The organism is Ramlibacter lithotrophicus (assembly GCF_012184415.1).
Lineage (GTDB): Bacteria > Pseudomonadota > Gammaproteobacteria > Burkholderiales > Burkholderiaceae_C > Ramlibacter > Ramlibacter lithotrophicus.
The window spans coordinates 89,382-115,874 of sequence record NZ_VTOX01000008.1 but is presented as its reverse complement, the minus strand read 5'-3'; the positions used below and the strand labels follow the sequence as shown (position 1 = coordinate 115,874).

At 69.7% G+C, this 26,493-nt stretch carries 21 protein-coding genes; 9 read left to right on the top strand and 12 right to left on the bottom strand.

The window, feature by feature from the left end; translation table 11 throughout:
* Positions 1-6: 6 nt before the first annotated feature.
* The 9 genes from gltA to RAMLITH_RS19360 form a co-directional block, all read right to left on the bottom strand.
* Entirely contained in the window at positions 7-2,346 is a 2,340-nt protein-coding gene (gene gltA, locus RAMLITH_RS19400) for an NADPH-dependent glutamate synthase (RefSeq protein WP_202883302.1), read from the bottom strand.
* Positions 2,347-2,379: 33 nt separating this feature from the next.
* Positions 2,380-3,360: a 4-hydroxybenzoyl-CoA reductase subunit beta gene (hcrB, locus tag RAMLITH_RS19395; protein ID WP_168109101.1), complete on the bottom strand. Its 981-nt coding sequence runs from the start codon at positions 3,358-3,360 to the stop codon at positions 2,380-2,382.
* Complete coding sequence (gene hcrA, locus RAMLITH_RS19390; RefSeq protein WP_168109100.1) at positions 3,360-5,726, bottom strand: 4-hydroxybenzoyl-CoA reductase subunit alpha; 2,367 nt, start codon at positions 5,724-5,726, stop codon at positions 3,360-3,362. Before hcrA ends, hcrB begins: the two co-directional genes overlap by 1 nt.
* Complete coding sequence (gene hcrC, locus RAMLITH_RS19385) at positions 5,723-6,193, bottom strand: 4-hydroxybenzoyl-CoA reductase subunit gamma (RefSeq protein WP_168109099.1); 471 nt, start codon at positions 6,191-6,193, stop codon at positions 5,723-5,725. The genes hcrA and hcrC overlap by 4 nt, the downstream gene beginning before the upstream one ends.
* 1 nt (position 6,194) lies before the next feature.
* Entirely contained in the window at positions 6,195-7,463 is a 1,269-nt protein-coding gene (locus RAMLITH_RS19380) for a phenylacetate--CoA ligase family protein (protein ID WP_238344292.1), read from the bottom strand.
* Between the two features lie 120 nt (positions 7,464-7,583).
* On the bottom strand, positions 7,584-8,438 hold the full coding sequence (locus RAMLITH_RS19375) for a DmsC/YnfH family molybdoenzyme membrane anchor subunit (protein WP_168109097.1): 855 nt from the start codon (positions 8,436-8,438) through the stop codon (positions 7,584-7,586).
* The gene (locus RAMLITH_RS19370) at positions 8,435-9,094 is read right to left on the bottom strand and encodes a 4Fe-4S dicluster domain-containing protein (RefSeq protein ID WP_168109096.1); all 660 of its coding nucleotides are present in this window, start codon (positions 9,092-9,094) and stop codon (positions 8,435-8,437) included. Before RAMLITH_RS19370 ends, RAMLITH_RS19375 begins: the two co-directional genes overlap by 4 nt.
* Positions 9,091-11,859 (bottom strand): molybdopterin-dependent oxidoreductase, encoded by a 2,769-nt coding sequence (locus tag RAMLITH_RS19365; protein ID WP_168109095.1) that lies wholly within the window; start codon positions 11,857-11,859, stop codon positions 9,091-9,093. Before RAMLITH_RS19365 ends, RAMLITH_RS19370 begins: the two co-directional genes overlap by 4 nt.
* A gap of 65 nt (positions 11,860-11,924) precedes the next feature.
* A complete protein-coding gene (locus tag RAMLITH_RS19360; RefSeq protein WP_168109094.1) occupies positions 11,925-14,273 on the bottom strand; it encodes an acetate--CoA ligase family protein in 2,349 nt (782 codons plus the stop codon).
* A gap of 110 nt (positions 14,274-14,383) precedes the next feature.
* Here RAMLITH_RS19360 and RAMLITH_RS19355 point away from each other — a divergent pair, with 110 nt between their 5' ends.
* Both RAMLITH_RS19355 and RAMLITH_RS19350 read left to right on the top strand, forming a co-directional pair.
* On the top strand, positions 14,384-14,908 hold the full coding sequence (locus tag RAMLITH_RS19355) for a GNAT family N-acetyltransferase (protein WP_168109093.1): 525 nt from the start codon (positions 14,384-14,386) through the stop codon (positions 14,906-14,908).
* The gene (locus RAMLITH_RS19350) at positions 14,905-15,312 is read left to right on the top strand and encodes an Rrf2 family transcriptional regulator (RefSeq protein ID WP_168109092.1); all 408 of its coding nucleotides are present in this window, start codon (positions 14,905-14,907) and stop codon (positions 15,310-15,312) included. Before RAMLITH_RS19355 ends, RAMLITH_RS19350 begins: the two co-directional genes overlap by 4 nt.
* Before the next feature lie 148 nt (positions 15,313-15,460).
* On the opposite strand, the gene RAMLITH_RS19345 is transcribed toward RAMLITH_RS19350, so the two are convergent.
* Together RAMLITH_RS19345 and RAMLITH_RS19340 are read right to left on the bottom strand one after the other, a co-directional pair.
* Positions 15,461-15,919 (bottom strand): pyridoxamine 5'-phosphate oxidase family protein, encoded by a 459-nt coding sequence (locus tag RAMLITH_RS19345; protein ID WP_168109091.1) that lies wholly within the window; start codon positions 15,917-15,919, stop codon positions 15,461-15,463.
* The gene (locus RAMLITH_RS19340) at positions 15,910-17,658 is read right to left on the bottom strand and encodes a sigma-54-dependent Fis family transcriptional regulator (protein ID WP_168109090.1); all 1,749 of its coding nucleotides are present in this window, start codon (positions 17,656-17,658) and stop codon (positions 15,910-15,912) included. The genes RAMLITH_RS19345 and RAMLITH_RS19340 overlap by 10 nt, the downstream gene beginning before the upstream one ends.
* Positions 17,659-18,002: 344 nt before the next feature.
* Between RAMLITH_RS19340 and RAMLITH_RS19335 the strand changes: the two genes are divergently transcribed.
* The 7 genes from RAMLITH_RS19335 to RAMLITH_RS26130 all read left to right on the top strand — a co-directional run bounded on the left by RAMLITH_RS19335 (position 18,003) and on the right by RAMLITH_RS26130 (position 25,567).
* Positions 18,003-19,838 carry a PEP-utilizing enzyme gene (locus RAMLITH_RS19335; protein ID WP_168109089.1) on the top strand — a complete coding sequence of 612 codons (1,836 nt, stop codon included), beginning with the start codon at positions 18,003-18,005 and terminating at the stop codon, positions 19,836-19,838.
* Between the two features lie 127 nt (positions 19,839-19,965).
* Positions 19,966-21,039 (top strand): PEP/pyruvate-binding domain-containing protein, encoded by a 1,074-nt coding sequence (locus RAMLITH_RS19330; protein WP_202883301.1) that lies wholly within the window; start codon positions 19,966-19,968, stop codon positions 21,037-21,039.
* Between the two features lie 54 nt (positions 21,040-21,093).
* Entirely contained in the window at positions 21,094-22,608 is a 1,515-nt protein-coding gene (ppcB, locus tag RAMLITH_RS19325) for a phenylphosphate carboxylase subunit beta (RefSeq protein WP_168109088.1), read from the top strand.
* A 31-nt stretch (positions 22,609-22,639) separates the two neighbouring features.
* On the top strand, positions 22,640-23,902 hold the full coding sequence (locus RAMLITH_RS19320; RefSeq protein ID WP_168109087.1) for a Tm-1-like ATP-binding domain-containing protein: 1,263 nt from the start codon (positions 22,640-22,642) through the stop codon (positions 23,900-23,902).
* Entirely contained in the window at positions 23,899-24,417 is a 519-nt protein-coding gene (locus tag RAMLITH_RS19315; protein WP_202883300.1) for a CBS domain-containing protein, read from the top strand. The genes RAMLITH_RS19320 and RAMLITH_RS19315 overlap by 4 nt, the downstream gene beginning before the upstream one ends.
* Positions 24,414-25,019: a UbiX family flavin prenyltransferase gene (locus RAMLITH_RS19310; protein ID WP_168109086.1), complete on the top strand. Its 606-nt coding sequence runs from the start codon at positions 24,414-24,416 to the stop codon at positions 25,017-25,019. The genes RAMLITH_RS19315 and RAMLITH_RS19310 overlap by 4 nt, the downstream gene beginning before the upstream one ends.
* Positions 25,019-25,567, top strand: a complete 549-nt coding sequence (locus RAMLITH_RS26130; RefSeq protein WP_168109085.1) for a TIGR02444 family protein — start codon at positions 25,019-25,021, stop codon at positions 25,565-25,567. Before RAMLITH_RS19310 ends, RAMLITH_RS26130 begins: the two co-directional genes overlap by 1 nt.
* Positions 25,568-25,602: 35 nt before the next feature.
* Here RAMLITH_RS26130 and RAMLITH_RS19300 read toward each other — a convergent pair whose 3' ends face one another.
* A complete protein-coding gene (locus tag RAMLITH_RS19300) occupies positions 25,603-26,490 on the bottom strand; it encodes a thiamine pyrophosphate-dependent enzyme (RefSeq protein ID WP_168109084.1) in 888 nt (295 codons plus the stop codon).
* Between the last annotated feature and the right edge of the window lie 3 nt (positions 26,491-26,493).

Below are 26,493 nucleotides of genomic sequence, written 5' to 3'. Positions count from 1 at the left end.
GTCTCCTCACGTCGTTGTCGGCACCGCGCCGGCGCCTGCGGTGAAGGCCTGCGCCGCGTCGACGCCCACCGGCCATGTCGCCTTGCCCTGCTGCAGCCAGGCGCCGATCGAGCGCGCCGCGCGGCGTCCGGCCGCCATGGCCAGGATCACGGTGGCGCCGCCGGTGACGATGTCGCCGCCGGCGAACACGCCGGGGAGGTTGGTGGACTGCGTCGCCTCGTCGGCGACGATGTAGCCGCGCTTGTCCAGGGCCAGCCCGCGCGTGGCCTGTCCGACGATGGGGTTGGCCCGCGTGCCCAGCGCGTAGATCACGGTGTCGCACTCCCATTCGACGAATTCGCCCAGCGGCACCGGCGATCGCCGCCCCCGTTCGTCCGGGTCGCCCAACGCCATCTTCTGGGCCCGCAGCGCGCGCACGTTGCCCTCTTCGTTCAGCAGGATCTCCGCCGGCGCATGCAGGAAGCTGAACGCAATGCCTTCCTCGCGCGCATGGCGCAGTTCCTCGATGCGGGCCGGCGCCTCTGCCTCCGAGCGCCGGTACACGCATCGCACGTCGGCGGCGCCCAGCCGGCGCGCAACACGCAGGCAGTCCATCGCCGTGTTGCCGGCGCCGATCACGATCGCGCGCTCACCGAGCCCCACCGGCGTGTCACGGTACGGGAAGCGGTCGCCGCCCATCAGGTTGACGCGGGTGAGGAACTCGTTGGCCGAATAGACCTGGCCCGCGAACTCGCCGGGGATGCCCAGGAACGCGGGCGCCCCGGCGCCGGCCGCCACGAACACGGCGTCGAAGCCCATCGCCCCGGTGAGCTGGGCGATGGTGAAAGTCTTGCCGATCACCTTGTTGGTCTCGAAGCGCACGCCGGCGTCGCGCAGCCGCTGCACTTCGCGGTCGATGATGTCGCGCGGCAGCCGGAACGAGGGAATGCCGTAGCGCAGCACGCCGCCGACGACGTGCAGCGCTTCGAACACGGTCACCGCGCAGCCGTACTTGAGCAGGTCGGCGGCGGCGGCCAGGCCGCCGGGGCCCGAACCGACGATCGCCACCTTGCCGAGGCGGCGCTCGAAGGCGGGCAGTTGCACCGGGCGCGGCCTGGCGTTGTCGCCGACGAAGCGCTCCAACCGGCCGATCGCCACCGGCTCCATCTTGGCCTTGACCAGCACGCACTGCGCCTCGCACTGGCTTTCCTGCGGGCAGACCCGGCCGCACACCGAAGGAAACGGGCTGGACTCGTGGATGGTGTCCACCGCCGCTTCCAGGTCACGCAGCATCAGGTGCCGGATGAAGGTCGGGATGTCGATGCGCACCGGGCAGCCCTCGATGCAGGTGGGCTTGCTGCACTGGATGCAGCGCTCGGCCTCGCGCAGCGCCTCGGCATGGCCGTAGCCGAGGTTCACTTCCTCGAAGCAGGCCGCGCGCTCGGCCGCGTCGCGCTCCGGCATCCTGACCTGCACCCGCTCCAGCGCCGAGTACTTCTTGTAGGTCCGCTTGCCTTGCTTGACGAGCAGTTCCTCCAGGCTGCACACGTGCGCCTGGTCTTCGTTGGCCTGCGTCTCTTCCTTCCTGAACCGCTTCTGGCGCGCGTGCAGCTCGTTGAAGTCGACCAGGTGGCCGTTGAAGTCGGGGCCGTCGACGCAGGCGAACTTCACTTCCCCGCCGACCGTGACCCGGCACGAGCCGCACATGCCGGTGCCGTCCACCATGATGGTGTTGAGCGACACCATGGTCCGCACGCCGAACGGGCGCGAGGCCTCGGTGCAGGCGTGCATCATCGGCATGGGCCCGATGGCCACCACCAGGTCGGCATGCTCCTTCGCGAGCACGTCACGCAACGCGGCGTCGACGAAGCCGGCGCGCCCGGCGCTGCCGTCGTCGGTGCACAGGATCAGTTCGTCGCTGAACTGCGCCAGCTTCTCGGTCCAGAACACGCGATCCGCGCTGCGGAAGCCGACGATGCAGGTCGTGCGGTTGCCGGCCTCCTTGAACGCGCGCAACTGCGGGAAGATCGGCGCGACGCCGAGGCCGCCGCCGACGACCACCACATGGCCCACGCGTTCTATGTGCTGCGGCAGGCCCAGCGGGCCGGCGAAGTCGGCGAACTCGTCGCCTTCGCCGAATTCGTCGCGCATCTGGCGCGTGGTCTTGCCCAGCGCCTGAACCACCAGCGAGATCGTGCCGCGCTCGCGGTCGTAGTCGGCGACGGTGAGCGGAATGCGCTCGCCCTCCTCGTCCAGCCGCAGCATGACGAAGTGGCCCGGCTGCGCCGCCTGCGCTACGTCGGGGGCGTCGACCTCCCACAGGAAGGTCTGGTCGGAGAACTGCTCGCGGCGCACGATGCGGACCATGGTCGTCCCTCCCGGGTCTGCAAGAAAAAGCGCTCAGCCGGCGGCGAGTTCGCGCAGCAGCCGCTGCGTGAGCGTGGCCGCCACCTGGCGCCGGTAATTCGAAGGCGTGACGGTGCTGCGCATCGGGCTCGCCTGCTGCGCCACCAGCTTTCCCAGCTTGCGCAGCAGCTCGTCGTCGACGACCCGGCCGACCAGCTCACCGGTGCCTTGCAGCAGGAGCGGATGCGAGTTGGTGCCGGACAGGCCGACGGCCAGCGACTGCACCAGGCCCTGCTCCAGCACCATGGCGATGCCCACGGCGGCCAGCGGGAAGTCGATCGCCTGGCGGACCCGCGCCTTGCGGTAGCCGCTGCGCAGGTCCTTCGGCGGCGCCGGCACGCGCACCCGGGCCAGCACCTCGTCGCGGCCGAGCGTCAGGTGGGCGGCGCCGTCGTCGCGATAGAGGTCCTGCAACGCGAGCCAGCGGCTGGCGGTCGGCGATTGCAGTTCCACCTGGGCGCCGAGCGCGAGCAGCACCGGGGCGAGGTCGCCGCTGAAGGCGGCATGGCACCGGTTGCCTTGCGGCGCCACGTGACAGGTGTCGCCGCCGCGCTTGAGGCAGTAATCGTTGCTGGCCCGCCACCACTCGCTCTGGTTGTAGAACACGCAGCGCGTGTCCTGGCACAGGTTGCCGCCCAGCGTCGCCGCGCTGCGATGGGTCGGCGCGGCGGCGGCGTTGGCCGCCTGTGCCAGCGCCGGCAGCCGTGCGCCTATGGCGGGATCGGTGGCGATCGCCGCCAGCGTCGTGCCGCCGCCCAGCAGCATGCTGCCGTCGGCCAGCGCCTCGAAGCCGGCGAAACCGGCGAGCCGTGACACATCGACCAGCAGCGCCGGACGCTCCAGGCCGCGCCGCAGGTTGGGCAGCAGGTCGGTGCCGCCGGCGACCAGGCGTGCCCCGGGCTCGGCAGCCAGCAGGGCCGCGGCCTCCGCAAGGGTCGACGGCCGGCGCAAGGTGAATTCGGGCAGGGCGTGCATCAGGTTGGCTCCGGCGAGGGTTGGCGCTTCGCGGCCTGGCGCTTGCGCTCGCGGCGCCGCTCCTGGAGCGCATCGAAGACGCGGTCGGGGGTGACCGGCAACGCGTTCAGGCGCAGCCCCAGGGCGTCGGCGATGGCCGCGGTGAGCGCCGGGGGGAAACCGTGGAGGCCGCCTTCGCTGCCTTCCTTGGCGCCGAAGGGCCCGAGCGGGTCCATGCTCTCGACCAGCGTGACATGGATGGGCGGCGATTCGGCGATCGTCGGGATCCGGTAATCGAGCATGTTCGGCCGCAGGTGCAGGCCCTCGTGGTACTGCGTCTCCTCCTGCAGCGCCTGCCCCATGCCCATCCAGACCGCGCCCTGCACCTGGCCTTCGACGGCCAGCGGATTGAGCGCCCGCCCGCAGTCATGGGCGACCCACACGTTCTCCACGCGCACGGCGCCCGTGTCCTCGTCGACCTGCACTTCCACCACCTGCGCCGCGTAGCTGAATCCGGCGGTGGAACCGACGGCGGCGCCGCGGAACTTGCCGCCTTGCGTCTCGGGCGGCGTGGACCAGGTGCCTTTGATGGTCATCGTCCCGTCCTCGGCCAGCGCGGCCTGCACGCACTGGGCCCAGGTCAGCGCCTTGTCGGTGCCGACAACCCAGCACGACTCGCCGCCCCATTCGATCTCGTCGGGGGTGACTTCCAGCTTCTTCGCCGCGGCGGCGACGAGCGTTCGCTTGAGTCCCTCGGCCGCCCGCAGTCCGGCGTTGCCGACCATGAACGAGACCCGCGACGAGTACGAGCCGTTGTCCTTGGGCGTGAGCATGCTGTCGGCCGAGACCACGCGGATGCGCGTCATCGGCAGCAGCAGCACCTCGGCGACCACCTGCGTCAGCAGCGTGTTGGAGCCCTGCCCGATGTCGGAGGCGCCCGTGAGGATCGTGATGCCGCCGTCGAAATCGAGCTTGAGGTTGACGACGGCATGCGGCTCGCCGCTCCAGTGGACCGGCTTGGCCGAGCCGCTGACGTAGTGCGAGCAGGCGAGGCCCAGCCCGCGGCCGGGCGGCAAGTTGCCGCGCCGCTGGTGCCAGCCCGAAGCCTGCTCCACGGCGTCCAGGCACTGCGGCAGTCCGTACGAATTGACCTGCAGGTCGTTGAGCGTGCGGTACGGCGCCTCGATGAGGTTGGCGCGCCGCAACGCGAACGGATCGAGCCCCAGCTGCCCCGCCATCTCGTCCAGCAGCGATTCGACGGCGAAGCGGACGTTCACGGCGCCGTGGCCGCGCATCGCGCCGCAAGGCGGCAGGTTGGTGTAGACGCGATAGCCGCGATAGCGCACCGCGCCGACCTTGTACAAGGCGTGCAGCAGCGCGCCGGCGTACAGGATGGTGACCAGCCCGTAGCCGCCATAGGCACCGCCGCGCTGCACCACCTCCGCATCCAGCGCCGTAATCTCGCCGCTCTTCTTCAGCCCGATCTTCACCCGCATCTCGCTGTGCGGCCGGCCCCGGTGCGTGAGGAACACTTCCTCGCGCGTGAGCTCCAGCTTCACCGTGCCGCCGGCGGCGCGGGCCAGCGCCGCGGCCACCATCTCGAAGTTGAGCGGCTCGACGCGGTGGCCGAAGCCGCCGCCCACGAACGGCTTGACGACGCGGATCTGGGATTCGTCCAGGCCCAGCGTCTGCGCCAGCATCAGGTGCAGGTAGTACGGTACCTGGGTGACAGACTGCACGATCAGGCGCTCGCGCTCGGGCTCCCACTGCGCGATCGTCATGTTCAGCTCGATCTGGCCGTGCGCGATCTCCGGGCACTCGTAGCGGCGTTCCAGCACCAGGTCGGCCTCGCCGAAGCCGGCGTCGACGTCGCCGAAGTCCTGCACCACCTCGCGCTCGAGGTTGCCGGGCTTGTTGTCGTGCAGCAGCACGGCGCCTTCGGCCCGTGCGTCGGCAGCGCTGAAATGGGCCGGCAGTTCGTCGATGTCCACCTGCACCGCCGCCAGGCCCGCGCGCGCGGCCACCTCGTCGTCGGCGGCCACGGCGAACAGCGGCTCGCCCCGGTAGCGCACCTTGCCGCGGGCCAGCGGCCATTCGTTCTGCGCGATCGGGATCACACCGTAAGGCGCCGAGAAGTCCTCGCCGGTGATCACGGCGCGCACGCCGGGCAGCGCCAGCGCGCGCGACGCGTCGATGGAACGGATGAGGCCGTGGGCGACGGTGCTGCGGCCGATCAGGCCGACCAGCGCCATGCCCACCGGCAGGTCGGCGGTGTAGCGGGCCCGCCCCGTCACCTTCTCGATCCCGTCGACCAGCGGGGTGCGCTCGCCGACGGAGTGCGTGGGCGGCGCGACCGGCCGCTCGAGCGCGTGCGGTTCGCGCTTCATGGCGCCACTCCGGCGGCGGCCTGCACCGACTCGATGATCTTGACGTAGCCGGTGCAGCGGCACAGGTTGCCCGAGAGCGCTTCGCGGATCTGAGCCTCGCTGGGGTTCGGCTCGCGCCGCAGCAGTGCCTCGGCCGCCATGATCATTCCGGGCGTGCAGAAGCCGCACTGCGTGCCCAGCTTCTCGTGGAACGCCTGCTGCAGCCGGCTCATGCGGCCCGAGCGCACCAGCCCTTCCACGGTTTCGATCTCGCGGCCCGCCACGCTGGCGGCAAGCGTGAGGCAGGCCAGCCGCGGCTGGCCGTCCACCAGCACCGTGCAGGCGCCGCACTCGCCGCCGTCGCACCCCTGCTTGGTGCCGGTCAGGCCGAGGTCATCGCGCAGCACCTCCAGCAGCAGCGCGCTGCCGGGAACTGCCACCTGGCGCTCGCGGCCGTTCACCGTGAGCGCAAGAACTTCCTTGGCCATGTCACGCTCCCTTCGGACGCAGGTCGCGCACCCGCACCGCCTTGCCCTGCGAGCGCGGGACGGTGCCGGGCGCCTGCACCGCCACCGTGGTGGTGATGCCGATCATCGACTTGATGTGGTGCCTGACGTCGCGCGAAATCGCGGGGAACTGGGCCTCGGGCGTGCCGGGCAGCACCTCGACCTCGACCCGCACGTTGTCCAGGCTGCCTTCGCGCTCGACGATCAGCTGGTAGTGCGGCGCGATGTGCGGCCGGCCGACCAGCACCGACTCGATCTGCGACGGGTAGACGTTGACGCCGCGGATGATCAGCATGTCGTCGTTGCGGCCGGTGATGCGCAGGATGCGCACGTGGGTGCGGCCGCAGTCGCACCGCTGCGTGGTCAGTTTCGTGATGTCCCGGGTGCGGTAGCGCAGCATCGGCAGCGCCTGCTTGGTCAGCGTGGTGATCACCAGTTCGCCGGCCTGGCCTTCGGGCAATACCTTGCCGGTCTCCGGGTCGATCACCTCGAACAGGAAGTTGTCCTCCCAGCCGTGCAGGCCCTCCTGGCATTCGCATTCGCAGGCGACGCCAGGCCCCATGATTTCCGAGAGGCCGTAGATGTCCACGGCCTTGACGCCGATGCGCTCCTCGATCTCGTGGCGCATCGCGGCGCTCCACGGTTCGGCGCCGAACAGGCCGATCTGCAGGTTGCTCTGGCGCAGGTCGACGCCCTGCTGCTCGGCGACCTCGGCGATCGCCAGCGCATACGACGGCGTGGCGCACAGCACGCGGGCCTTGAAGTCCATGATCAGCGCGACCTGCCGTTCGGTCGAGCCGCCGGACATCGGCACCACCACGGCGCCCAGCCGCTCGGCGCCGTAGTGCGCGCCGAGGCCCCCGGTGAAGAGGCCGTAGCCGTAGGCGTTGTGGATGATGTCGCCGCGGCGCGCGCCGGCGGCGTGCATCGAGCGCGCCATGAGGTCGGACCAGTTGGAGATGTCCTGCAGCGTGTACCCCACCACCGTCGGCTTGCCGGTCGTCCCCGAGGAGGCATGCAGCCGCGCCAGGTCCTGCGTCGGACGCGCGAACAGGCCGAACGGGTACTGGTCGCGCAGGTCCGTCTTCACCGTGAACGGCAGGTGCGCGATGTCGTCGAGGCTGCGGATGTCGGCGGGCCGCAGGCCGGCGGACTCGAAGCGCTGGCGCACCAGCGCCACGTTGGCGTACGCATTGGCCACCGTGGCCTGCAGCCGTTCCAGCTGCAGCCGCGCGAGCTGCTCGCGCGGCATGGTCTCGATGTCGGCGTGCAGGTAACTGCGTTCGCCGGTGTGGCTGCCTTGGCCGGTTTCTGCTCTCGAAAGGGCGCCCATGTTGTCTCCTGGATCGTTCTGGAATCTTTTCTGGCCGCGTCAGCGCGGCACGCCCCGCACCGGCAGGTGCGGCAGGCGGAAGCCCTGGTTGAAGGCGGCCCGCGTGACGAGGGTGAACTTGAAGAACGCACCCGTCGCTGCGGCGCTGGCGCCGGCCGCGGCCAGCAGCCACGCAGCGCCGGGGATGGCGGCCGCCGCCGGCAGGGCCAGCGCGATCGGAAGCAGCGTTCCGAACCACAGCATGGCGCTGCCGGCCCGCTCGATCTGTGCCAGCGCGCGCGGCGCCGCCGTCGCTGCGATGCGCGAGCGCCATGCGCCCCAGGCAATCCAGCGCAGCAGCACGATCAGCGCGAACAGGAAAGGCAGCAGCGAACCGGCCGCCCCGCTCCGCATCGGCACCGAAAGCGCCAGCGCGCCCAGCCAGTAGAGACCGGCCCCCTCCGCGAGGCCGGTCGCCACCAGCAGCGGGACGATCATCGGTTCGCGCCATGCCGGAATGCCCTTGGCCGCCTGCACGATGCGGGCCTGGCAGTACAGGAAGCCGAGCGCGGCCAGCACCAGCAACGGCGCCCACGCGCGCAGGCCGGCCGCGACGGCCAGCCCGAGTCCGAAGACGAGCGGCGCCACCATGGATTCGCGCGACATCCAGGAGCTGCCCGGCCGCCGCATCACGTTCATCGCGCGCAGCGGCCGTCCGATCTCGAGCCACACGCACAGCAGCCCGAGGCCGATCAGCCCCATCCCGGCAAGCACCAGCAGGGTACCGGCCAGCCCCTCGGCGCCGGCATACGGCGTGGCCACCAGAAGCCCGGCGCCGGCGCCGCCGAAGATGAAGTTGCCGGCGGCACGCCAGTCCCAGTGCGCCTGCTGCCAGGGGTCGGGTCCGTAGCTCATGTGGCCTTCCTGTCCCAGAGGTAGAAGATGCCGGGGCCGGTTCCCAGCTCCTCGTGCATGCGGAAATGCTCGTTGCGCGCCAGCAGCTGCGAGACGTTGCTCTGTGGATCCTCGACGTCGCCGAAGGCCAGCGCCTCGGCGATGCAGGAGTTCACGCAGGCCGGCGTCGCCTCCGGATGCACGCCCGGCGTCTGGCCAGCGGCCAGGCCGGCATCAATGCGCTCGACGCAGAACGTGCACTTGGTGGCAACGGCGCGGCGCTGTTCCTGGTCGTCGCCGCGCGCCGCCTCGTTGGCCATCGCCTTGCCGCCGTAGGCGAAGGACAGCAGGTCGGTCTTGGAGCGGGCCTGGTACGGGCACGCCACGGCGCAATAGGCGCAGCCGATGCACGCGTCGTAATTGATGTGGACGATGCCGTCGGGCCGCTTGTAGGTGGCGCCCGTCGGGCACACCGGCAGGCAGGCGGGCTCGTCGCAGTGGTTGCAGCCGACCGGAACGAAGGCGCGCTGCACGTCGGGATACTCCCCGACCTCGATGTCCAGCACGCGGCGCCACTGCACCCCGGGCGGCGTGGCGTTGGCGTGCTTGCACGATGCCGTGCAGGTCTGGCAGCCCACGCAGCGGCGCAGGTCGACCGCCATGGCCCAGCGAGTCATGCGCGCCTCCCTGCGGCAAGCTTGCCGATCTTCACCCGCACCAGGTCGGCCCCGGAACCGGTGGCGTCGGTGGTTTCCAGCGACATGCTGGCCAGCGTGTTGAGGCTGGGCACGCCGAAGTCCTTGGCGAACGGCGTCGCCCAGTGCTCGAACTGGCCGATCAGCAGCAGCGTGTCGGGCCGGATGCCCTGGCGCAGGACGGCGCGGCCCTGCACCTTGCGCTGCGGCGTGGCGATCTCGATCGCGTCGCCCTCGGCGATGCCGAGCTTCGCGGCCGCCTGGGTGTTGATGATCACGCCGCGGTGGCCGGCGATGTTGTCGGCCACCTCCTTGATCATCTGCATGCCGACGTTGCCGCCCCACGCGTACTGCATGCTGCGCGCGGTGAGCAGCCAGAACCTGTAGTCCCCCGGCTCGCCGCCGGCGCGTGCCACGTCCGCCTGCCAGGGCGCCGCGAAGTCCTTCCACGGCGGCAGCGCCTGGTACTCCTGCAACTGGTGGTCCCACCAGTGCATGTCGTGCTCGTGCAGCCGCCGGCCGAGCTGCCGGCCGACGCGCATCAGGCGCTCCTGGTACGGCAGTTCGAAGCGCAGGCCGCGCTCGCGCATGGTCGGGAACAGGTACCACTCGCTGCGCGGGAACGGCCTGGTCGCCAGCCCGTTCTCCTTCCACCAGTCGAGGCCGCGCGGTTCGGGCTCGCCGAGTTCGGCGCTGGCGGCACGGCACACGGCGTCCCAGATCTCCTCGCGGCTGTGGCTGCGGCCGGTGTCGAGCGAAAAGTCGCCGTGCCCGTTCTTCAGCGGCACGCCGCCGGCGCCCTTGTTGATGTACGCGACGTACTTTTCGGTGAGGCCGGTGCGCTGCGCCAGTTCGCTGGCGATGTCGGTGAAGTCGCGCGCCTGCCCGCCGGGCTCCACCACCGGCTGGCGCAGCGCGAAGCCCTGGTGGTCCCAGAACTGCTCGATGTACTTGGTGCCGCCGATGCGGATCAGCTGCAGGCTCTCCAGGTCGGTGGCCTCCGGCAGCAGGATGTCGGCGTGGTGGTTGGTCTCGTCGTGGGTGTAGGCGAACGCCACGATGAACGGGAACTTCGCCATCGTCGCGCCCAGCGCCGCCGTGTCCCAGAACGAGATGGCCGGATTGGTGCGATAGACGAACCACACGTCCGGCAGTGTCACGCGCGGCAGCCCCTTGGGCGTGTCCTGCATGAACATCCACGAGAAGTGGGTCGGCCCCAGCGCCTGGCTCCAGGGGCCGTCGGCCGCCAGCGGCACCATCGTCTTGTACGCGTTGCGGATGTTGGGCGTGGGCGACCAGGTCGCCTTGTCGGTCGGATTCAGCGGGTAGTGCATGAACCCGTCCGGACCCGGCTTGGCCGCCTGCAGCCGCTCGGACATCGGCCGCACCAGCCGCACCGTCGTGCCGATGGTGCCGCCCGGGACTTCCAGCGCGCCGACCAGCACCGCCAGCATCGTGCGGGCCCAGCAGCATTCGAAGCCGCCCCAGCCGTTGTTGACGGTCTTGCCGAGCGACACCGCGACCGGCCGGTACGGCATGGTCTGGCCGTCGATCTCGATCGTCTGGCCGACGCAGGCGTGGTCCACGTACTCCATCGCCACCTGGCGGATGGTCGCGGCCTTGACGTCGCAGATGCCTTCGGCCCATTCCGGCGAATACGGCTGCATGTGCTCGAACAGGCGGCTGAACGCGGTTTCGCCCTGCAACACGCCGTCGGCGAGCACTTCCTCGTCGGGGCCGATCTCGACGGCGTCGGCCTCGTAGCGGCCGTCCAGCACCTCGGTGATGCCGGGCGTGTCGTGCGGCACCGCGCGGCGGGCGCCGCCGTCCCACACCAGCGGCTTGCGGGTGGCGCGGTCGCGCAGGTAATAGCCGTTCGGCCCGACGAGGTACGGCGACGCCGTGTGGCGGGCCAGGAACTCGATGTCGAGCCTGCCGCGCTCGACCTCGTGCAGCAGCACGTGGATCAGCGCGTACAGGAACGCCGCGTCGGTCTTGGGCTTGATCGGGACCCACTGCGCCGAACAGGCGCCGGTGACCGACAGGTGCGGCTCGACCTGCACCCGCTTCATGCCGCGCACCCGCGCCTTGGCATGGCGCCAGACGCCGGCCACGCCGCCGGACGCCTCGACGTTGGCGCCGCACGAGATCAGGTAATTGCACAGCGGCGTGTCGGGCGCGACGATGAACGCGCGATGCCAGAACTCGCCGTACAGGTGCTCCGAGTGGTAGCACTTGACGCCCTGGCCCGAGCCCAGGCCCATGTCGACCGGCCCCCAGGCCCCCAGGAACGCCGGGAAGGTGCCCATGTACGACTGCGGCGTGCCGCCGCCGCCGAAGCTGGCAGCCACCCGCGGGTAGCCGGATTCATCGGTCAGGCCCGTGGTGCGGATGCCGTTGAGCTTGTCGGCGATGGTGCTCATCGCCTCTTCCCACGTGATCGGCACGAAGCCGGGATCCTCGCCGCGGCCCTTCTTCGGGTTCGTGCGCTTCATCGGGGCCAGCACCCGGTTGGGGTTGTAGGTCTTCTGCACCAGCCCGTAGGCCTTGACGCAGACCTTGCCGCCACCCGGGTGCACGGCTGCCGCGCAGAAATTCGGCTCCACTTCGGTGGCGACGCCGTCCTGCACCTTCACGGTGAGGAGGTCGGGGCCGGCGACGCACTGATAGCAGTACGTCGGCACGCGCTTGGCCGCGGAGGGAGCGTTCAGGACGGTCCCGCCTTCGCCGCCCAGGGTGGGTCCCATGGAAGTCCTTTCTTGCAATCGGTGCCGAGGCCCCGGATTCGCAACCGTCTGTCAGGAAAACAGTCTCAAAGGCCCTGGGCGCCAGCCGCAGGCTCGCCGCGCAGGCGCGCCGCGCGCAGCCGCGCCTCGGTGTAGCGGACGAGCGCCCGCGTGGCACGCTCGCTGGAGCGGAAGATGCAGACGCCCTGCTCCATCAGCTTGTCGGCCATCGGGTCGAACAGCGCGCCGCCGTCGATCACGCCGACGATGGGCTTGCGCGAGGCGGCGACCACCTTCGGCAGGGTCTGCACGATGCTCTCCGGGCTGTCGATGTCGAAGCCGGGCCGCGCGCTCTGCTTGAGCGACCTGACGACGGGCGACGTCGGGTCGAGTCCGGCGACCACGGCGTCGACGTCCGGCTCGGCGGCCATGGCCTCGATGCAAAGCTGGTGAACCTCGTCGTCCGCCCCCGGGTTGATGTCGAACGGGTTCCGCACTTCCATGATCGCGTCGAGCTTCTTGGCGGCCAGGATCGTCATGAACCGATCCCGCGTCGATGGACTGATGGCGGCCAGCGACATGGAGAAGTCGCCGACCTGGGCGCTGTCGGCCATGGCCACCGTGTCGTACCCCGCGCCGGACAGGGCGCCGAGCCGCTTGCCGCCGACGACCTTGTCGGCCATGCAGTCCGAGAGGTAGAACAGGTCGCTGAACTCGCTGACGTCGCTGGCGATCAGCGCGCCGGCCTGCGTGAGCACGGCGTTGCACACTTCGTAGTCGCCGGCGATCGAGGCGGTGTGGCCCATCGCCGCCTTGCCGCCCGCCGCGGACTGTGCATTCTTGAAGATCACCACCTGCTTGCCGGCCAGGGTCGCCTTGCGCACGGCCCGCGCCACGGCCAGCCCGTCGAGGTCCTTGAACCCCTCGACGTACGCCCCGATCACGCGGATCTCCGGGTTGGCGGCGAAGCTTTCGATCAGGTCGCCGTGCGTCATGTCGTTCTGGTTGCCGATGGCGACCATGTACGCGGGGTCGAGCCACGGGTTCTTGGAAAGCCGCGTGACCAGGAACGCGCCGCTCTGGCTGATGAGCGCCGACGTGCGCTTTGCCTTCTTCTGCGTCCTGGGCAGGCGCTCCTCGGGAATGAACCAGGAGTCGAAGTTGCCGGGGTGGGAAATGATGCCCAGGCAGTTCGCGCCGGCGAACACCGGCCCGCGTCCCTCGCGCCGGGCGTTGTCGATCGTCTCCAGCATCCGGCGGGCCGGCTCGCGGCTCGCCTCGGTTTCGCCCATGCCGCCGGGAATGAGCAGCACCGATTCCGCGGCATCGGTCCTGATCACCTCGTCGACGACCTTGAACGCGACGTCCGCGGTCACCGCGAGGATCAGCAGGTCGAGCTTTTGCTCCAGCGCGCCGAGACTCGTGGCGCAGCGCGCGCCATCGACTTCCTGGCCGTCTGGATTGATGACGAGCAGCCGCGACCTGTCATAGCCGGAGGCGATGATGTTCTTCAGGACGATCCGGCCGAAGTTCATGCGCGTGGCCGACGCACCCATGACGCCGATCGAAGCCGGATGCAGCAGCTTGTCGATCTTGGCCTGCGGCCGCGGCGGACGGACGGGCTGCGGCCGCGCGATGCGGCAGAGGCCATCCAGTGCGACGAGCGAGCCGCCCGAGCAGGTGAAGGGGTTGACCTCCAGCTCCTCGACAGTGAAGTCGGTCTCGGGATTGCCCTGGGACAGGCTGTTCGCCAGGGCCATGAAGCCGCCGAAGCATTGCACGAGGGCTTCGTCCGTCACCAGCCGGCGGCCGCCCCGGGTCAGCCCGGCGAGCCTGCGGTAGCCGATGGTCGGCTTGAAGAGTTCCAGGAATTCCTCGGCCGTGGTCAGCGCCGTCGAGGCCGACACGACCGCTTGCCCGCGGCGGGCACTGCCGGCAAGGAGCTCGGTGTCGACGCCGCCGATCCCCGCGGTGATGACCATGCCGAAGTCGCGCGTGTTCCGCAGGCCGACCAGGAGTTCGCTGCCGACGCCCGCGGCGTCGGCCTGGACGAACTCGGTGACCATCACGCCTTCGCTGTCCGCAAGCCCAGCCATCTTGCGGCAGGCGGCTTGCACCGCCGCCGACTCCTTGGCCACGACGGCGACGCCGCCGACGTCCGACTTGTGGGCGATGCTGCTGGAAACGACCTTGACGACCACCCGGCTTCCCGGAAACGAGGCCAGGAGTTCATCCGACGGCTGCGCCCCGGCGGCGATCACCTCGTGCCTCGGCGTGGAGCCGATGCCGGCGGCGGCGAGCAGGCGGTAGACCTCGTGCTCGAAGAGCGAGGAGCGGCCTTCGTCGTTCGCCTTGCGGAAAATCCCGTCGATCACCGCGCGCGCCGGACCCGCCGCTGGCAGGACGGCCGGACGCCCACTGTGCACTTCGCTCATTGTTTTGTCTCCTGTTGGTGCCTGCGCAGCAGGCCTGGACTAGAATCGACGCCAGTTCAGGCCATTCTGGTACCGGAATGCCGTTATTAGCTTTGATCTAGCGCAACTTCTTGACCAGAACCTCCACACCCCCTGCAGGCACGGCGTCGCCGCGGCGCGCCGGCGCGCGCCGCGGCCGTGCCGCGCCGGATGAAATCACCGTGCGTCCGGTGCGCCGCGCCGACCTGGACCACGTGATCGCGATCGACACGCTGGTGACGGGGATCGAGAAGCGGCCCTACTGGCAGCGCGTCTACAAGCGCTACGGCATCGGCTTCAAGGGCGAGCAGCGCTGGTTCCTGGTGGCGCTGGCCGGCAAGCGCGTGGTCGGCTTCCTCATCGGTGAGGTGCGCGACTGGGAATTCGGCTCCGCACCCTGCGGCTGGGTCTTCGCGATCGACGTCGATCCGACGGCCCGGCAGGCCGGCATCGGCACCAAGCTGCTGGCGGCCCTGACCGACGCGCTGCGGGAGACGGGCGTGCGCAAGCTGCGCACGCTGCTGTCGCACGACAACACGCTGATCCTGTCCTTCTTCCGCAGCCAGGGCATGATGGCCGCGCCGCTGATCCCGCTCGAGATGGACGTGGCCCCATGAAGCTGCAGGTCAACACGACCCTGGCGCTGTACAGCGTGCTGGAATTCGCAGCGGCTCCCGAGCGCCACATTCCCGCGGCCGAGATCGCCGAGAAGTACGACGTCTCGCCGCACCACCTGGCCAAGGTGCTGGCCGAACTCGCGCGCGCCGGCATCGTCGAGTCGGTGCGCGGCGTCGGCGGCGGCTATCGCTTCACGGCGAATGCGCGGCGCCTGACGATGATGGACGTGATCCAGCTGTTCGAGGATTCGACACCCGCCAACCGGCACGACGGCGCCCCGCCCACGCCGGTGGACCAGGCGCTGGACACGGTGCTGGCCGAGATCGACCAGATCGCCCGCGCGACGTTCAGCTCGATCACGATTGCGACGATGTTGCGGCTGGTGGCCCGGGGGAAGCGCTAGTAGAAATGATGGCGCGTGAGCGCGCCGAGACTGTGCAAGCGGCCGCGAGGCGACCGCGGCAGGCGCCCGAGCACACCAATGGCTTCTTTGGCGGCTTCTGCGTCCGGCTGCCGGTTCTTCTTGGGGTTCCCCTCCTGCAGCCAGGCCGTCAGGACGCATCGAACTGCTGCCGCTGCCCCAGTCCGCGCGCGTTGTCGATGAAGAACAGCCGGTCGATCCGCAGCCGATACCACCGCACCCGCGCCAGCGCGCGGACGATCGCGTCGGGCCCAGCCTCCGGTCGCACGAAGGGAAAGCGCTCGGCGTAGCGCCGGCGGGCGCGATCCCGGTCGTCGCCGTCCAGCGGCGCGGCCACGCCCTCGATCTGGACGCCCTGGATGGCGCGCCAGTCCTGCTCCTGGCCCTGGATCGTCGCCGCGCAGCGTGGCTGCAGCGCGATGTCGCGTCCGTGCCGGCTGCCGGGCGCCGACAGGAACACGAGTGCGTCGCCATCGGTCGCGTAGAACAGCGCGGCCGCCCAGGGACCCGCGCCGCCCTGCGTCGCCAGGGTCATCACGTGGTGGCGCGCGAGGAAATCCCGCACCGGCGCTGTCAGGTTCAACGCCACCGCGGCACCTCGCCGGCCGGCTCCGCGGGTGGCCCGCCCTCCCGGCTGGCGGCCGCCTCGTTCAGCCGCTTCAGGCGGTACGCCAGCTGCGGCCGGGTGAGCCCCAGCATCCGGGACGCCGCCGACAGGTTGCCGTGCGCCTTGTCGACCGCGGTCTCGATCAGCATGGCCTCCACTTCGTCGAGCGTGCGCACCCCGTTGAACACGGCCTCGCACAGGTCCTTGCCGATCGCCCACGTGGCAGCGTCGAGGTTGCCGTCCAGGCCCAGCCCCAATTCGAGCGGCTGGCCCTCCGCCGACTGGCATGAGAAGAGGTGGTTCACCTCGATGCGCGAACCGCTGGGGGCGAGGATGACGCCGCGCTCCACCATGTTCTGCAGCTCACGGATGTTGCCCGGCCAGTGGTACGTCAGCAGCGCGCGCTTGGCCTTGTCGGTGAATCCGCGCAGCTTCTTGCCGTGCACGGCGCCGTACTTCTCGAGGAAGCGCTTGGCCAGGAAGGAGACGTCCTCCTTGCGCTCGCGCAGCGGCGGAATCTCGATCTGGAACGCGTTCAGCCGGTAGTACAGGTCGGACCGGAAGCGCCCTTCCCTGACCAGCCGCTGCAGGTCGGCGTTGGTCGCGGCGATCGTGCGCACGTCCACGCGTCGCACCCGGTGGTCGCCCACGCGCTCGATCTCCCCGTCCTGCAGCGCGCGCAGCAGCTTGCTCTGGGCCGGCAGCGGCAGGTCGCCGACCTCGTCGAGGAACAGGCTGCCGCCGTCGGCACGCTCGAAGCGCCCGGCGCGCGCCGACTGCGCTCCGGTGTAGGCGCCGCGCTCGACGCCGAACAGCTCCGCCTCCACCAGCTCCGCGGGGATGGCCGCGCAGTTCACGGCGACGAAGGGCTTGTCGCGGCGTGGCCCCATGGCGTGCAGCGCCCGCGCGAAGAGCTCCTTGCCGACGCCGGTCTCGCCGAGCAGCAGCACCGTGATCTGGCTGCCCGCGCCCTGGCGCAGCAGGTCGAACGCGCGCCGGAAGCCGGGGGATACGCCGATCATGTCCGCCGGCAGCGTCTCCTTGTCGCCGATCGTCGAACGCAGTTGCACCACCTGGGTCTGCAGGTCGATCAACTGGTCGGCGATGGACTCCGGGGTGAAATAGCGCGACTGCTCGGCCGCGTCGGGCCACTCCTCGGCCGGGCGGCCCACGATCCGGCAACTGGCGTGGCCCGCGCCCACGCACTCGACTTCCTTGAACAGGATCGACCGGCCCATGAACGCGGATGCGTACCCGCACATGTAGCCGACCTGCGTCCAGCACACCGGCTCTCCATGGCGCCCGTAGTGATGCCGGTGCCACTGGCCTTCCCAAGAGTTCTCCCACAGGAACTCGCCGTCGAAGCGGCCGGACCCGCGCTCGAGTTCCAGCCGCACCGGGGTGGCCCTGACGATCCCTTCCAGCGTGTGCAGCTGGGGACCGGTCATGAACGCCTCCTCGTCGCTGCAATCCTGCGAGCGGCGCCGCGCCAGCTCCGCGTCGCGCAGTCCCGACGCATATCCCATGCGGGTGAGCAGGGCGCGCGCCCGGTCCATGCCCAGCGAGTCGATCAACTCCTTGCGCAGCAGTCCCTGCGCTTCGGCGTGCACCAGCAGCATGCGGTGCTCGTGCAGCCAGATCTGGCCCGTGTCAGGGCAGAAATGGACCTGCGCCCGAACGTCGTTGCCGGCCGCGCGGGCGATGCTGTAGAGCTTCGCCATCGTCTCGCTCCTGACTTCTTGTCTCCAGGGGGCCTTTGTAGGGCGGTCCCCGGCAGCGACCTTGAGCGATGTCAAGGTCCGGGCCCGCCGCCGCCCCGTGTCTTCCCGCATGCATCGCGGTGCGGCACTTCACCAAATGATCAAGTCGCCCCGCGCCGCGGCCGTCGCGCTCATCAAATGAACAACGGCCGCGCGCGCCCGGCGCTGCCCGCCAGGCGCCGCGAACCGCGCCAGCGGCGGCGGCCCTCCGCGGCGGCGCCCGTGGCACGCCTCTTGCGTCCAGCCCACGCGCAGCCACGGCGCGACGCCCCGGCCGCCGGCGCCAAACACCAAGGAGACAAGCAATGAAATTCCCCGTTCCGCACGACGTGAAGGCGCAGCAGATTCCCGGCACCGAGGGCTGGGAGCGCATGTATCCGTACCAGTATCAATTCGTCACCGACGACCCCGTGCGCAACGGCTACGAGAAGGAGACCTTCTGGTTCTACGACGGCCTGCACTACCCGGAGCCGCTGTATCCGTTCGACACGATCTGGGACGAGGCCTGGTATCTCGCCCTTTCGCAATTCAACAACCGCATCTTCATGGTGCCGCCTGTGCGCGGCGTCGATCACCGCATCATCAACGGCTACGTCTACATCTCGCCGGTGCCGGTGAAGGACGGCACCGAGATCGGCGCCCGCGTGCCGCACTTCATGGAGCGCGCCGGCTACTACTACAGGAACTGGGATGCCCTGGAAGCCAAGTGGAAGGTGAAGATGGAAGCCACCATCCGCCAGCTCGAGGCCGTGCAGATCCCGCGGCTGGCCGACATGGAGGACATGTCGGTGGTGACCGACGCCCTGGGCGAATCGCAGGGCTTCCACCTGCTGAAGAACTACGACGACCTGATCAACCTGGGCATCAAGTGCTGGCAATACCACTTCGAGTTCCTGAACCTGGGCTACGCGGCCTACGTGTTCTTCCTCGACTTCGCGCAGAAGCTGTTCCCCAACATCCCGGCGCAGCGCGTGACGCAGATGATCTCGGGCATCGACGTCATCATGTACCAGCCCGACGAGGAGCTGAAGAAGCTCGCGCGGCGCGCGATCGAGCTGGGCGTGGACAAGGTCGTCACCTTCGGTTCGCAGTGGACCGTCGTGGAAGAGGCCCTGAAGAAACTGCCCAACGGCGTGAAGTGGCTGGCGGACCTGAAGCTGGCCAAGGAGCCCTGGTTCAACATCTCCACCGGCACCGGCTGGTTCCACCACGACCGCTCGTGGAACGACCAGATGAACGTGCCGCTGTCGGGCATCCAGACCTATATCGGCAAGTTGCACGAAGGCGCGTCGATCGACCGCCCGACCGAGAAGGTGCGCGCCGAGCGCGACCGCATCACCGCGGAATACCGCGCGCTGATCGAGAAGCCCGAGGACCTGAAGCAGTTCGACGAGTTGCTGGGATGCGCCAAGACCGTGTTCCCCTACGTCGAGAACCACCTGTTCTACGTCGAGCACTGGTTCCACTCGGTGTTCTGGAACAAGATGCGCGAGGTCGGCGCGATCATGAAGGAGCACGGCGTCATCGCCGACGTCGAGGACATCTGGCTGCTGCGGCGCGACGAGATCAAGTCGGCGCTGTGGGACATCGTCACCGCCTGGGCCACCGGCGTCACGCCGCGCGGCACGCAGACCTGGCCCAGGGAGATCGTCTGGCGCAAGGGCGTGATGGCGAAGTTCAAGGAGTGGAACGCGCCGCCGGCCATCGGCACCGCGCCCGAGGTGATTCAGGAGCCGTTCACCATCGTGCTCTGGGGCGTCACCAACAAGTCGCTGGCCGACTGGGCCGCGGTGCAGGAGGTGGCCGACCCGGAGACCATCTCGGAGCTGAAGGGTTTCGCCGGCAGCCCGGGCATCGTGGAAGGCAAGGCGCGCGTCTGCAAGACCGTGGCCGAGGTCGGCGACCTCTTGCAGGGCGAGATCCTGGTGGCACCGACCACCTCGCCGTCCTGGGCGCCCGCCTTCGCCAAGATCGGCGCGTGCATCACGGATGTCGGCGGCGTGATGAGCCATGCGGCCATCGTCTGCCGCGAGTACGGCATGCCGGCGGTCGTGGGCACCGGCCACGCCACCAAGATCATCAAGACCGGGATGACGCTGCGCGTCGACGGCTCGACCGGGGCCGTGACGATCGCGCGCTGAAGGTGACGCCGTGGAAACGCCTTCCGCCGTTGGCTCCGTCTCCCGCCTGCGGGAGACGGCGGGGGATGGGGGGCTCCGCGCAGGTGCTTGCCCTCACCCCAACCCTCTCCCGCAAGCTGGAGAGGGAGTGCTGCCGTCGGTCTGCTGGCTGCAGGATTGCCACGGCGACTCGGTGCCGCTGGTGGGCGGCAAGTGCGCCTCGCTCGGCGAGCTGATCAACGCGGGCGTGCGGGTGCCCCCCGGCTTCGCGCTGACCACCGCCGGCTCGCGCCGCTTCATGGCCGAGGCGGGGCTCGACCTGGAAGTGCGATCGCTGCTGAACGGCGCCGACGCCGCCGACCTGGACGCGCTGGAGGCAGCCAGCATGCGGATCCGCGCGCTGATCGAGGCACAACCGTTCTCCGAGGACATCGAAGACGAAGTGGCCGAACGCTATCGGCAACTCTCGGTGCGCTGCGGCATGCCGGCGGTGCCGGTGGCCGTCCGCTCCAGCGCCACCGCCGAGGACCTCGAAGGCGCCAGCTTCGCCGGCCAGCAGGACACCTACCTGTGGATCCGGGGCGCGGACGCCGTGCTGCACCACATGCGCCGTTGCATCTCCAGTCTCTACACCGCGCGGGCCATCGCCTACCGCGCCAACAAGGGCTACGACGACATCGGCCTGGCGATCGCGGTGGGCGTGCAGAAGATGGCCAACTCCTACACCGCCGGCGTGATGTTCACCATCCACCCGGCCAACGGCGATCGCTCGGTGATCGTGATCGACTCCAACTTCGGCTTTGGCGAGTCGGTGGTGTCCGGCGAGGTGACGCCCGACCACTTCGTCGTCAACAAGGTCACGCTGGACATCATCGACCGCGTCGTCTCGCAGAAGCTCGTCTGCTACACGGTGGACGCCAAGGAGCAGGTCTCGCGCGCCACCGAAGTGCCGTTCGAGCGGCAGCGCGTGCAGTCGCTGATCGACGACGAGGTCACCGAGCTGGCCTGGATGGGCAAGCGCATCGAGAAGCACTACGGCCGGCCGATGGACATCGAATGGGCGGTCGACAAGGACCTGCCCGCCGGCGGCAACATCTTCATCCTGCAGGCGCGGCCCGAGACCGTATGGAGCGCCCGCAGCCGCGCCGCGAGCAACCACCCCGCCGGCACCGCCATGGACTACATCCTGTCGGCCATGCTGGCCGGCAAGAAGGTCGGCTGACTCCTGCCCGCGCCCTTTTCCCGCCACACCACCACGCATTCCTCCGGAGACACCATGAACGCACGCACCGAAGTCCGCCCCATCGACGACCTGCGCAGCTACATCGCCGCGCTGGAAGCCAACGGCGAGATCCACCGGGTGAAGACCGAAGTCGACTGGAAGTACGAGCTGTGCCACGTCTCCAAGGTGAACGAGGAGCAGAAGGGCCCGGCGCTGATGTACGAGAAGGTGAAGGGCTACGACATCCCCGTGTTCACCAGCGCCTTCACGACGCCGCAGCGGCTGGCCATCGCGCTGGAGCAGGATCCCTCGCTGTCAATGAGCCAGCTCTCGAAGAAATGGATGGAGCTGACGACCAAGCAGCTGATCAAGCCGGTCATGGTGGACCGGCCGCCCGTGATGGAAAACCAGATCACCGGCCAGGACATCGACATCGAGAAGTTCCCCGTGCCCTGGTTCTACCCGGACGACGGCGGCCGCTTCTTCGTCACCGCCGGCTACCTGGTGACGCAGGACCCGGACACCGGCTGGACCAACCTGGGCACCTATCGCTCGCAGGTGCTGGGAAGGGACATCCTGGGCTCGCAGATCATCAAGGGCAAGCACGGCGACATGCACATGAAGAAGTACCAGGAGCGCGGCGAGCTGATGCCCGCCGCCGCCGTGGTCGGCTGCGACCCGGTGCTGTTCCTGGCGGCGTCCACCCTGGTGAGCGCCGGCGTGGACGAGTACGACATTGCCGGGTCGCTGCGCGGCCGCCCGGTGCCGGTGTTCAAGTCGGAGGTGACCGGCCTCACGCTGCCGGCCAACGCCGAGATCATCGCGGAAGGCTTCATCGACCCGAACGAGCTGATGGACGAGGGTCCGTTCGGCGAATACACCGGCTACTACTCGGGCAACAAGGGCAAGGACTACCCGAAGCCGGTGCTGCGCATCAAGCGCATCCTGCACCGCAACAAGCCGGTGATGTGGTCGACCACGGTCGGCAAGCCGATCAACGATATCCACATGATCCAGTCCCTCAACCGCACGGCGACGCTGTGGTACGACCTGGAGATGATGAAGGTGCCCGGCATCCAGAGCGTGTACATCCCGCCGGAGGCCTGCGGCCGGTTCTGGGTGGTGGTCTCGGTCAAGCAGATGTATCCGGGCCATTCCAGCCACGTCGGCAACGCCGTGATCGCCAGCACCACCGGCCACTACGGGGTCAAGGGCGTGATCACGGTGGACCACGACATCGAGGCCGACGACTGGGACCGCGTCTGGTGGGCGCTGGCCACCCGGTTCGACCCGAAGCGCTCGGCCCAGATCATCGACCGCGGCCGCTCCACGCCGCTCGACCCCGGGCTGCCGATCGAGGCGCGCGACATCACCAGCCGGATCATCCTGGACGCCTGCACGCCGTACGAGTGGAAGAACAAGCCGAACGAGATCTTCATGGACCGCGCCGTGCTGCAGAAGGTGTCGGACCGTTGGAACGACTACGGCTTCCGCGGCGCCAGCCCGGTGGCCGGGATGATCAACCGGCTGACCAGGCCCGAGGTGGCGAAGAAGGCCAAGGCCGGCTGAGCCGGCGGCGCGGCGGCGGAAGGCGGTATCCATGAGCACGAGCAAGCGCATTGTCATCGTCTGCAACCTCGACACCCGGGGCGAGGACATCCTGTTCGTCAAGGACCTGATCGCCGGGCGCGGCATCGAGCCGGTCCTGCTGGACTTCAGCATGGAGGAGCCGCCGCCCTTCCCCGGCGACATCACCACCGAGGAGGTCGCGCTGCGCGGAGGTCTCGCGATCGACGAACTGCGTGCGACCTTCCGCAGCGACCGCGACCGGGCCACGAACAACCAGATCGCCGGTGCGGCGGCCATCGTGCTCGACCTGGCCAGGCAGCAGCGCGTGCACGGAGTCATCGGCATCGGCGGCGGCACGGCGACCCTGGTGGCCACATCGATCATGAAGCGGTTGCCGTTCGGCATGCCCAAGCTGATGGCCTCGCCGATGGCGGCGCACCCGGCCTACATCGACAGGTACGTCGGCACCAAGGACATCACCATGCACCACACGGTGCTGGACATCGTCAGGATGAACCCGCTGCTGAAGGCGCAGATCATCAACGCGGTGGGCGCCATCTGCGGCATGGTGGAGATGACCCAGGGCACCGACATCCGCTTCGACAAGCCGTGCGTCGCGGTGTCCTCCTTCGGCTTCGGCGAGATGGCGGTGCAATCGGCCGTCGGCATGCTGGAGGATGCGGGCTTCACCGCGATCGTGTGCCATGCGCAGGGCAAGGGCGACCGCGCGATGGAGGAGATGATCTCCGACGGCGCGTTCCAGGGCGTGCTCGACATCTGCACCGGCGGCGTGATGGAGCACCTGTTCAAGGGCAACCGCGACCCGGGGCCCGATCGGCTGATGGCCGCCGTACGCCGCGGCGTGCCGACGGTGCTCGCCCCCTGCGGCCTGGACATCCTGTCCTACGGTGGCCGCACCGACATGCTGGAGAAGATGAAGGAGCGGCCGCAGGTAGTGCAGGATGCGCTGCGGGTGCAGGTCCGCACCACCGCGGAAGAATTGCGCCGGGCCGCCGAGGTGATCGCGCAGCGGCTGAACCAGGCGCAGGGGCCGTGGACCTTCCTGGTGCCGCTGCAAGGCTGGTCCTCGCTCGACAAGCCCGGACGGCCGATCCACGACCCCGAGGCCGACGCGGCCTTCGTCGCGCGCCTGAAGGACAGGCTGGCCGACCCGTCCCATGTGAAGGAGCTCGACGTGCACCTGTACACGCCGGAGTTCGCGCGGGCCGCGGTGGACGAGTTCGTGCGCCTGTACCAGGGCGCCGGCGCCGTGCGCGAAAGGATGGCCGCATGAACATGCGCGACGCCGCAGCGACGCGGCCGATGCTGGTGCGCGACTGGATGCAGGCCGGCCCGCTGACCATCGTCGGGGACACCCTGGTGTCGGAGGCCAAGCGCCTGCTGATCGAGAACAACCTGCACGCGCTGCCGGTCGTCGACGGCGCGCGGCTGCGCGGGCTGGTCACCCGCGCCAGCGTCCTGCGGATGGGGCATTTCGCGACGCGCACCCAGAATCCCGACGAAATGGCCTTCTTCGTCACCCGGCTGAAGGTGAAGGACATCATGGTGCGCCGCCCCGCCACCGTCCAGGCCGACGACACCATGGAGCTGTGCCTGCAGCGCGGCCGGGAGCTCGGCGTCGCCCAGTTCCCGGTGCTCGAAGGGCAGGCGCTGGTCGGCGTCATTTCGGCCACCGAGATCTTCCAGCTGGCCGCCCACTGCGTCGCCAGTTCGCCGCCGGGATCGCACCCTGACCCGACTGCCAGCCAGCCGGCGCCGCCGGCGCCCGCCACCCGGAGCCCGTCATGACCCTTCCCCTCATCGTCGCCATCACCGGCGCCACCGGCGTCGTCTACGGCGTCGAGCTGCTGCGGGTGCTCAAGGAGCTCGACCAGCCGACGCACCTGATCCTGAGCGAGGCCGCCGGCCTGAACCTGTCGATCGAAACCGACTATTCGCTGGAGGACGTGCGGTCGCTCGCCACCGAGGTGTACAGCAACAAGGACGTCGGCGCGGCAGTGGCCAGCGGCTCCTTCCGCACCCGGGGGATGATCGTCGCGCCATGCACCGTGAAGACGCTGTCGGCGATCGCCAACTCGTTCACCTTCAACCTGGTGGTGCGGGCGGCCGACGTGCAGCTGAAGGAAAGCCGGAAGCTGGTGCTGCTGGTGCGCGAGACGCCGCTGCACAAGGGCCACCTGGAGCTGATGACCCGCGCCGCTGACTGCGGGGCCATCATCCTGCCGCCGATGCCGGCCTTCTATCACCGGCCGCAGACCATCATGGACCTGGTGCACCAAACCATCGGCAAGGCGCTGGACCAGGTGGGCGTAGAACACGACCTGTTCCGGCGCTGGAGCGGGCACCGCGACGACGCCTGCCACAAGACCGGCATGCGTCTGTCAGCCTGATGCGCGCCGCCGGAAATCCGTTCTGGCGCTTTTCACTGCGGGTGTACCGCATGCCGGGGGTGGCGCAGGCCTGCCTCGCGCTGCAGGAGCGGTGCGACGCCGACGTCAACGTGCTGCTGTTCTGCGGCTGGAGCGGCCGGCAGGGACGCGAGCTGGACGCGCAGCGGCTGCGCGCCGCGATGGGCCGGGTCGCCGCTTGGCAGTCGCAGGTGATCGCGCCGGTGCGCCTGGCGCGGCGGGCACTCAAGCAGCAGCACGACGCCGGCGCGGCGGCACTGGGGCTGCCGTTCCGCCGGCGCCTGGCCGCCATCGAGCTGGACCTGGAGCGGGCGGAGCAGTGGTTGCTGGCGGAGCTGGCGGCGCAGTGGCCGCGGCCCACCACCGCGGCGCAGTCCGCGGCCGCGACCAACCTGGAGCGCTACCTCGCGCTGCTGGCACCCGCGCCGGCGGCGCAGGATATGGCGCATCTCGACTGCATTGCCCGCGCCTGCAGCCCGCGCGCAGCCAGCGCGGCAATGCCGCACCTGGCGGCGCTGGGGAAGCGCTAGCGGCTTCTGCGTTCGGCTGTTGGCTTTCGTCTCTCCTAAGCCGTCGCCGCGTCCAGCGCCGCCATCCGCTGCAGCCGCGCCCAGCCGGCCTCCAGCTCGGCCTGCAGCGCCGTCGTGCGCTCCGCGCTCAGGCCGCGGTAGCGCCGCTGCAGCGCCAGGTATTCGCTGACCGGCCGCGTGCAGCTTGGCTGGTTGATCGTGTAGCGCGTGCCATCCTCCACCTCGTACAGCGGGAAGGCCCCGGTCTCCACCGCGTAGCGTCCGGCCCGCAGCCCGGCGTCGTCCGACAGGCCCCAGCCATCGATGCACGGGATCAGGATGGTGATGATCCGGAAGCCGCGCATTGCCTTGGCCTTCTCCACCTTGCGGATCAGGTCCGGCAGGTAAGAGGCCGAGGCGGTCGCCGCATACGGCACCTGGTGCGCGGCCATGATGTCGATCAGGTTCTTCTTGCGCGTCAGCTTGCCGTCGGGCGTGGAGCCGGTGGTCGCGTAGTGCGGCGTCGACGACGACTTCTGCGCGCCGGTGTTCATGTAGCCCTCGTTGTCGAGGCAGAAGTACAGGATGTTCTCGTTGCGCTCGGCCGCCGACGACAGGCACTGGAAGCCGATGTCGTAGGTGCCGCCGTCGCCGGCCAGCACGATCACGTGCGTGTCGCGCTTGCCGCGCGCGTCGAGCGCGCGCCGCAGGCCCGAGGCCGCCGCCGCGCTCGCCTCCAGCGTCGGCTGGTACACCGGGATCTTCAGCGAGCTGAAGGGCTGCGGCCCGGCGATGATCGCCATGCACGACGGCGGGATCACCGCCATGGTGTCCGGCCCCATGGTCGCGAGCACGTGGCGCACCGACAGCGCTTCCACGCATCCTGGACAGGCGGCGTGCCCGGAACAGAGCATCGCCTCTTCGTTGAGTTCGAGTTTTCGCATGCT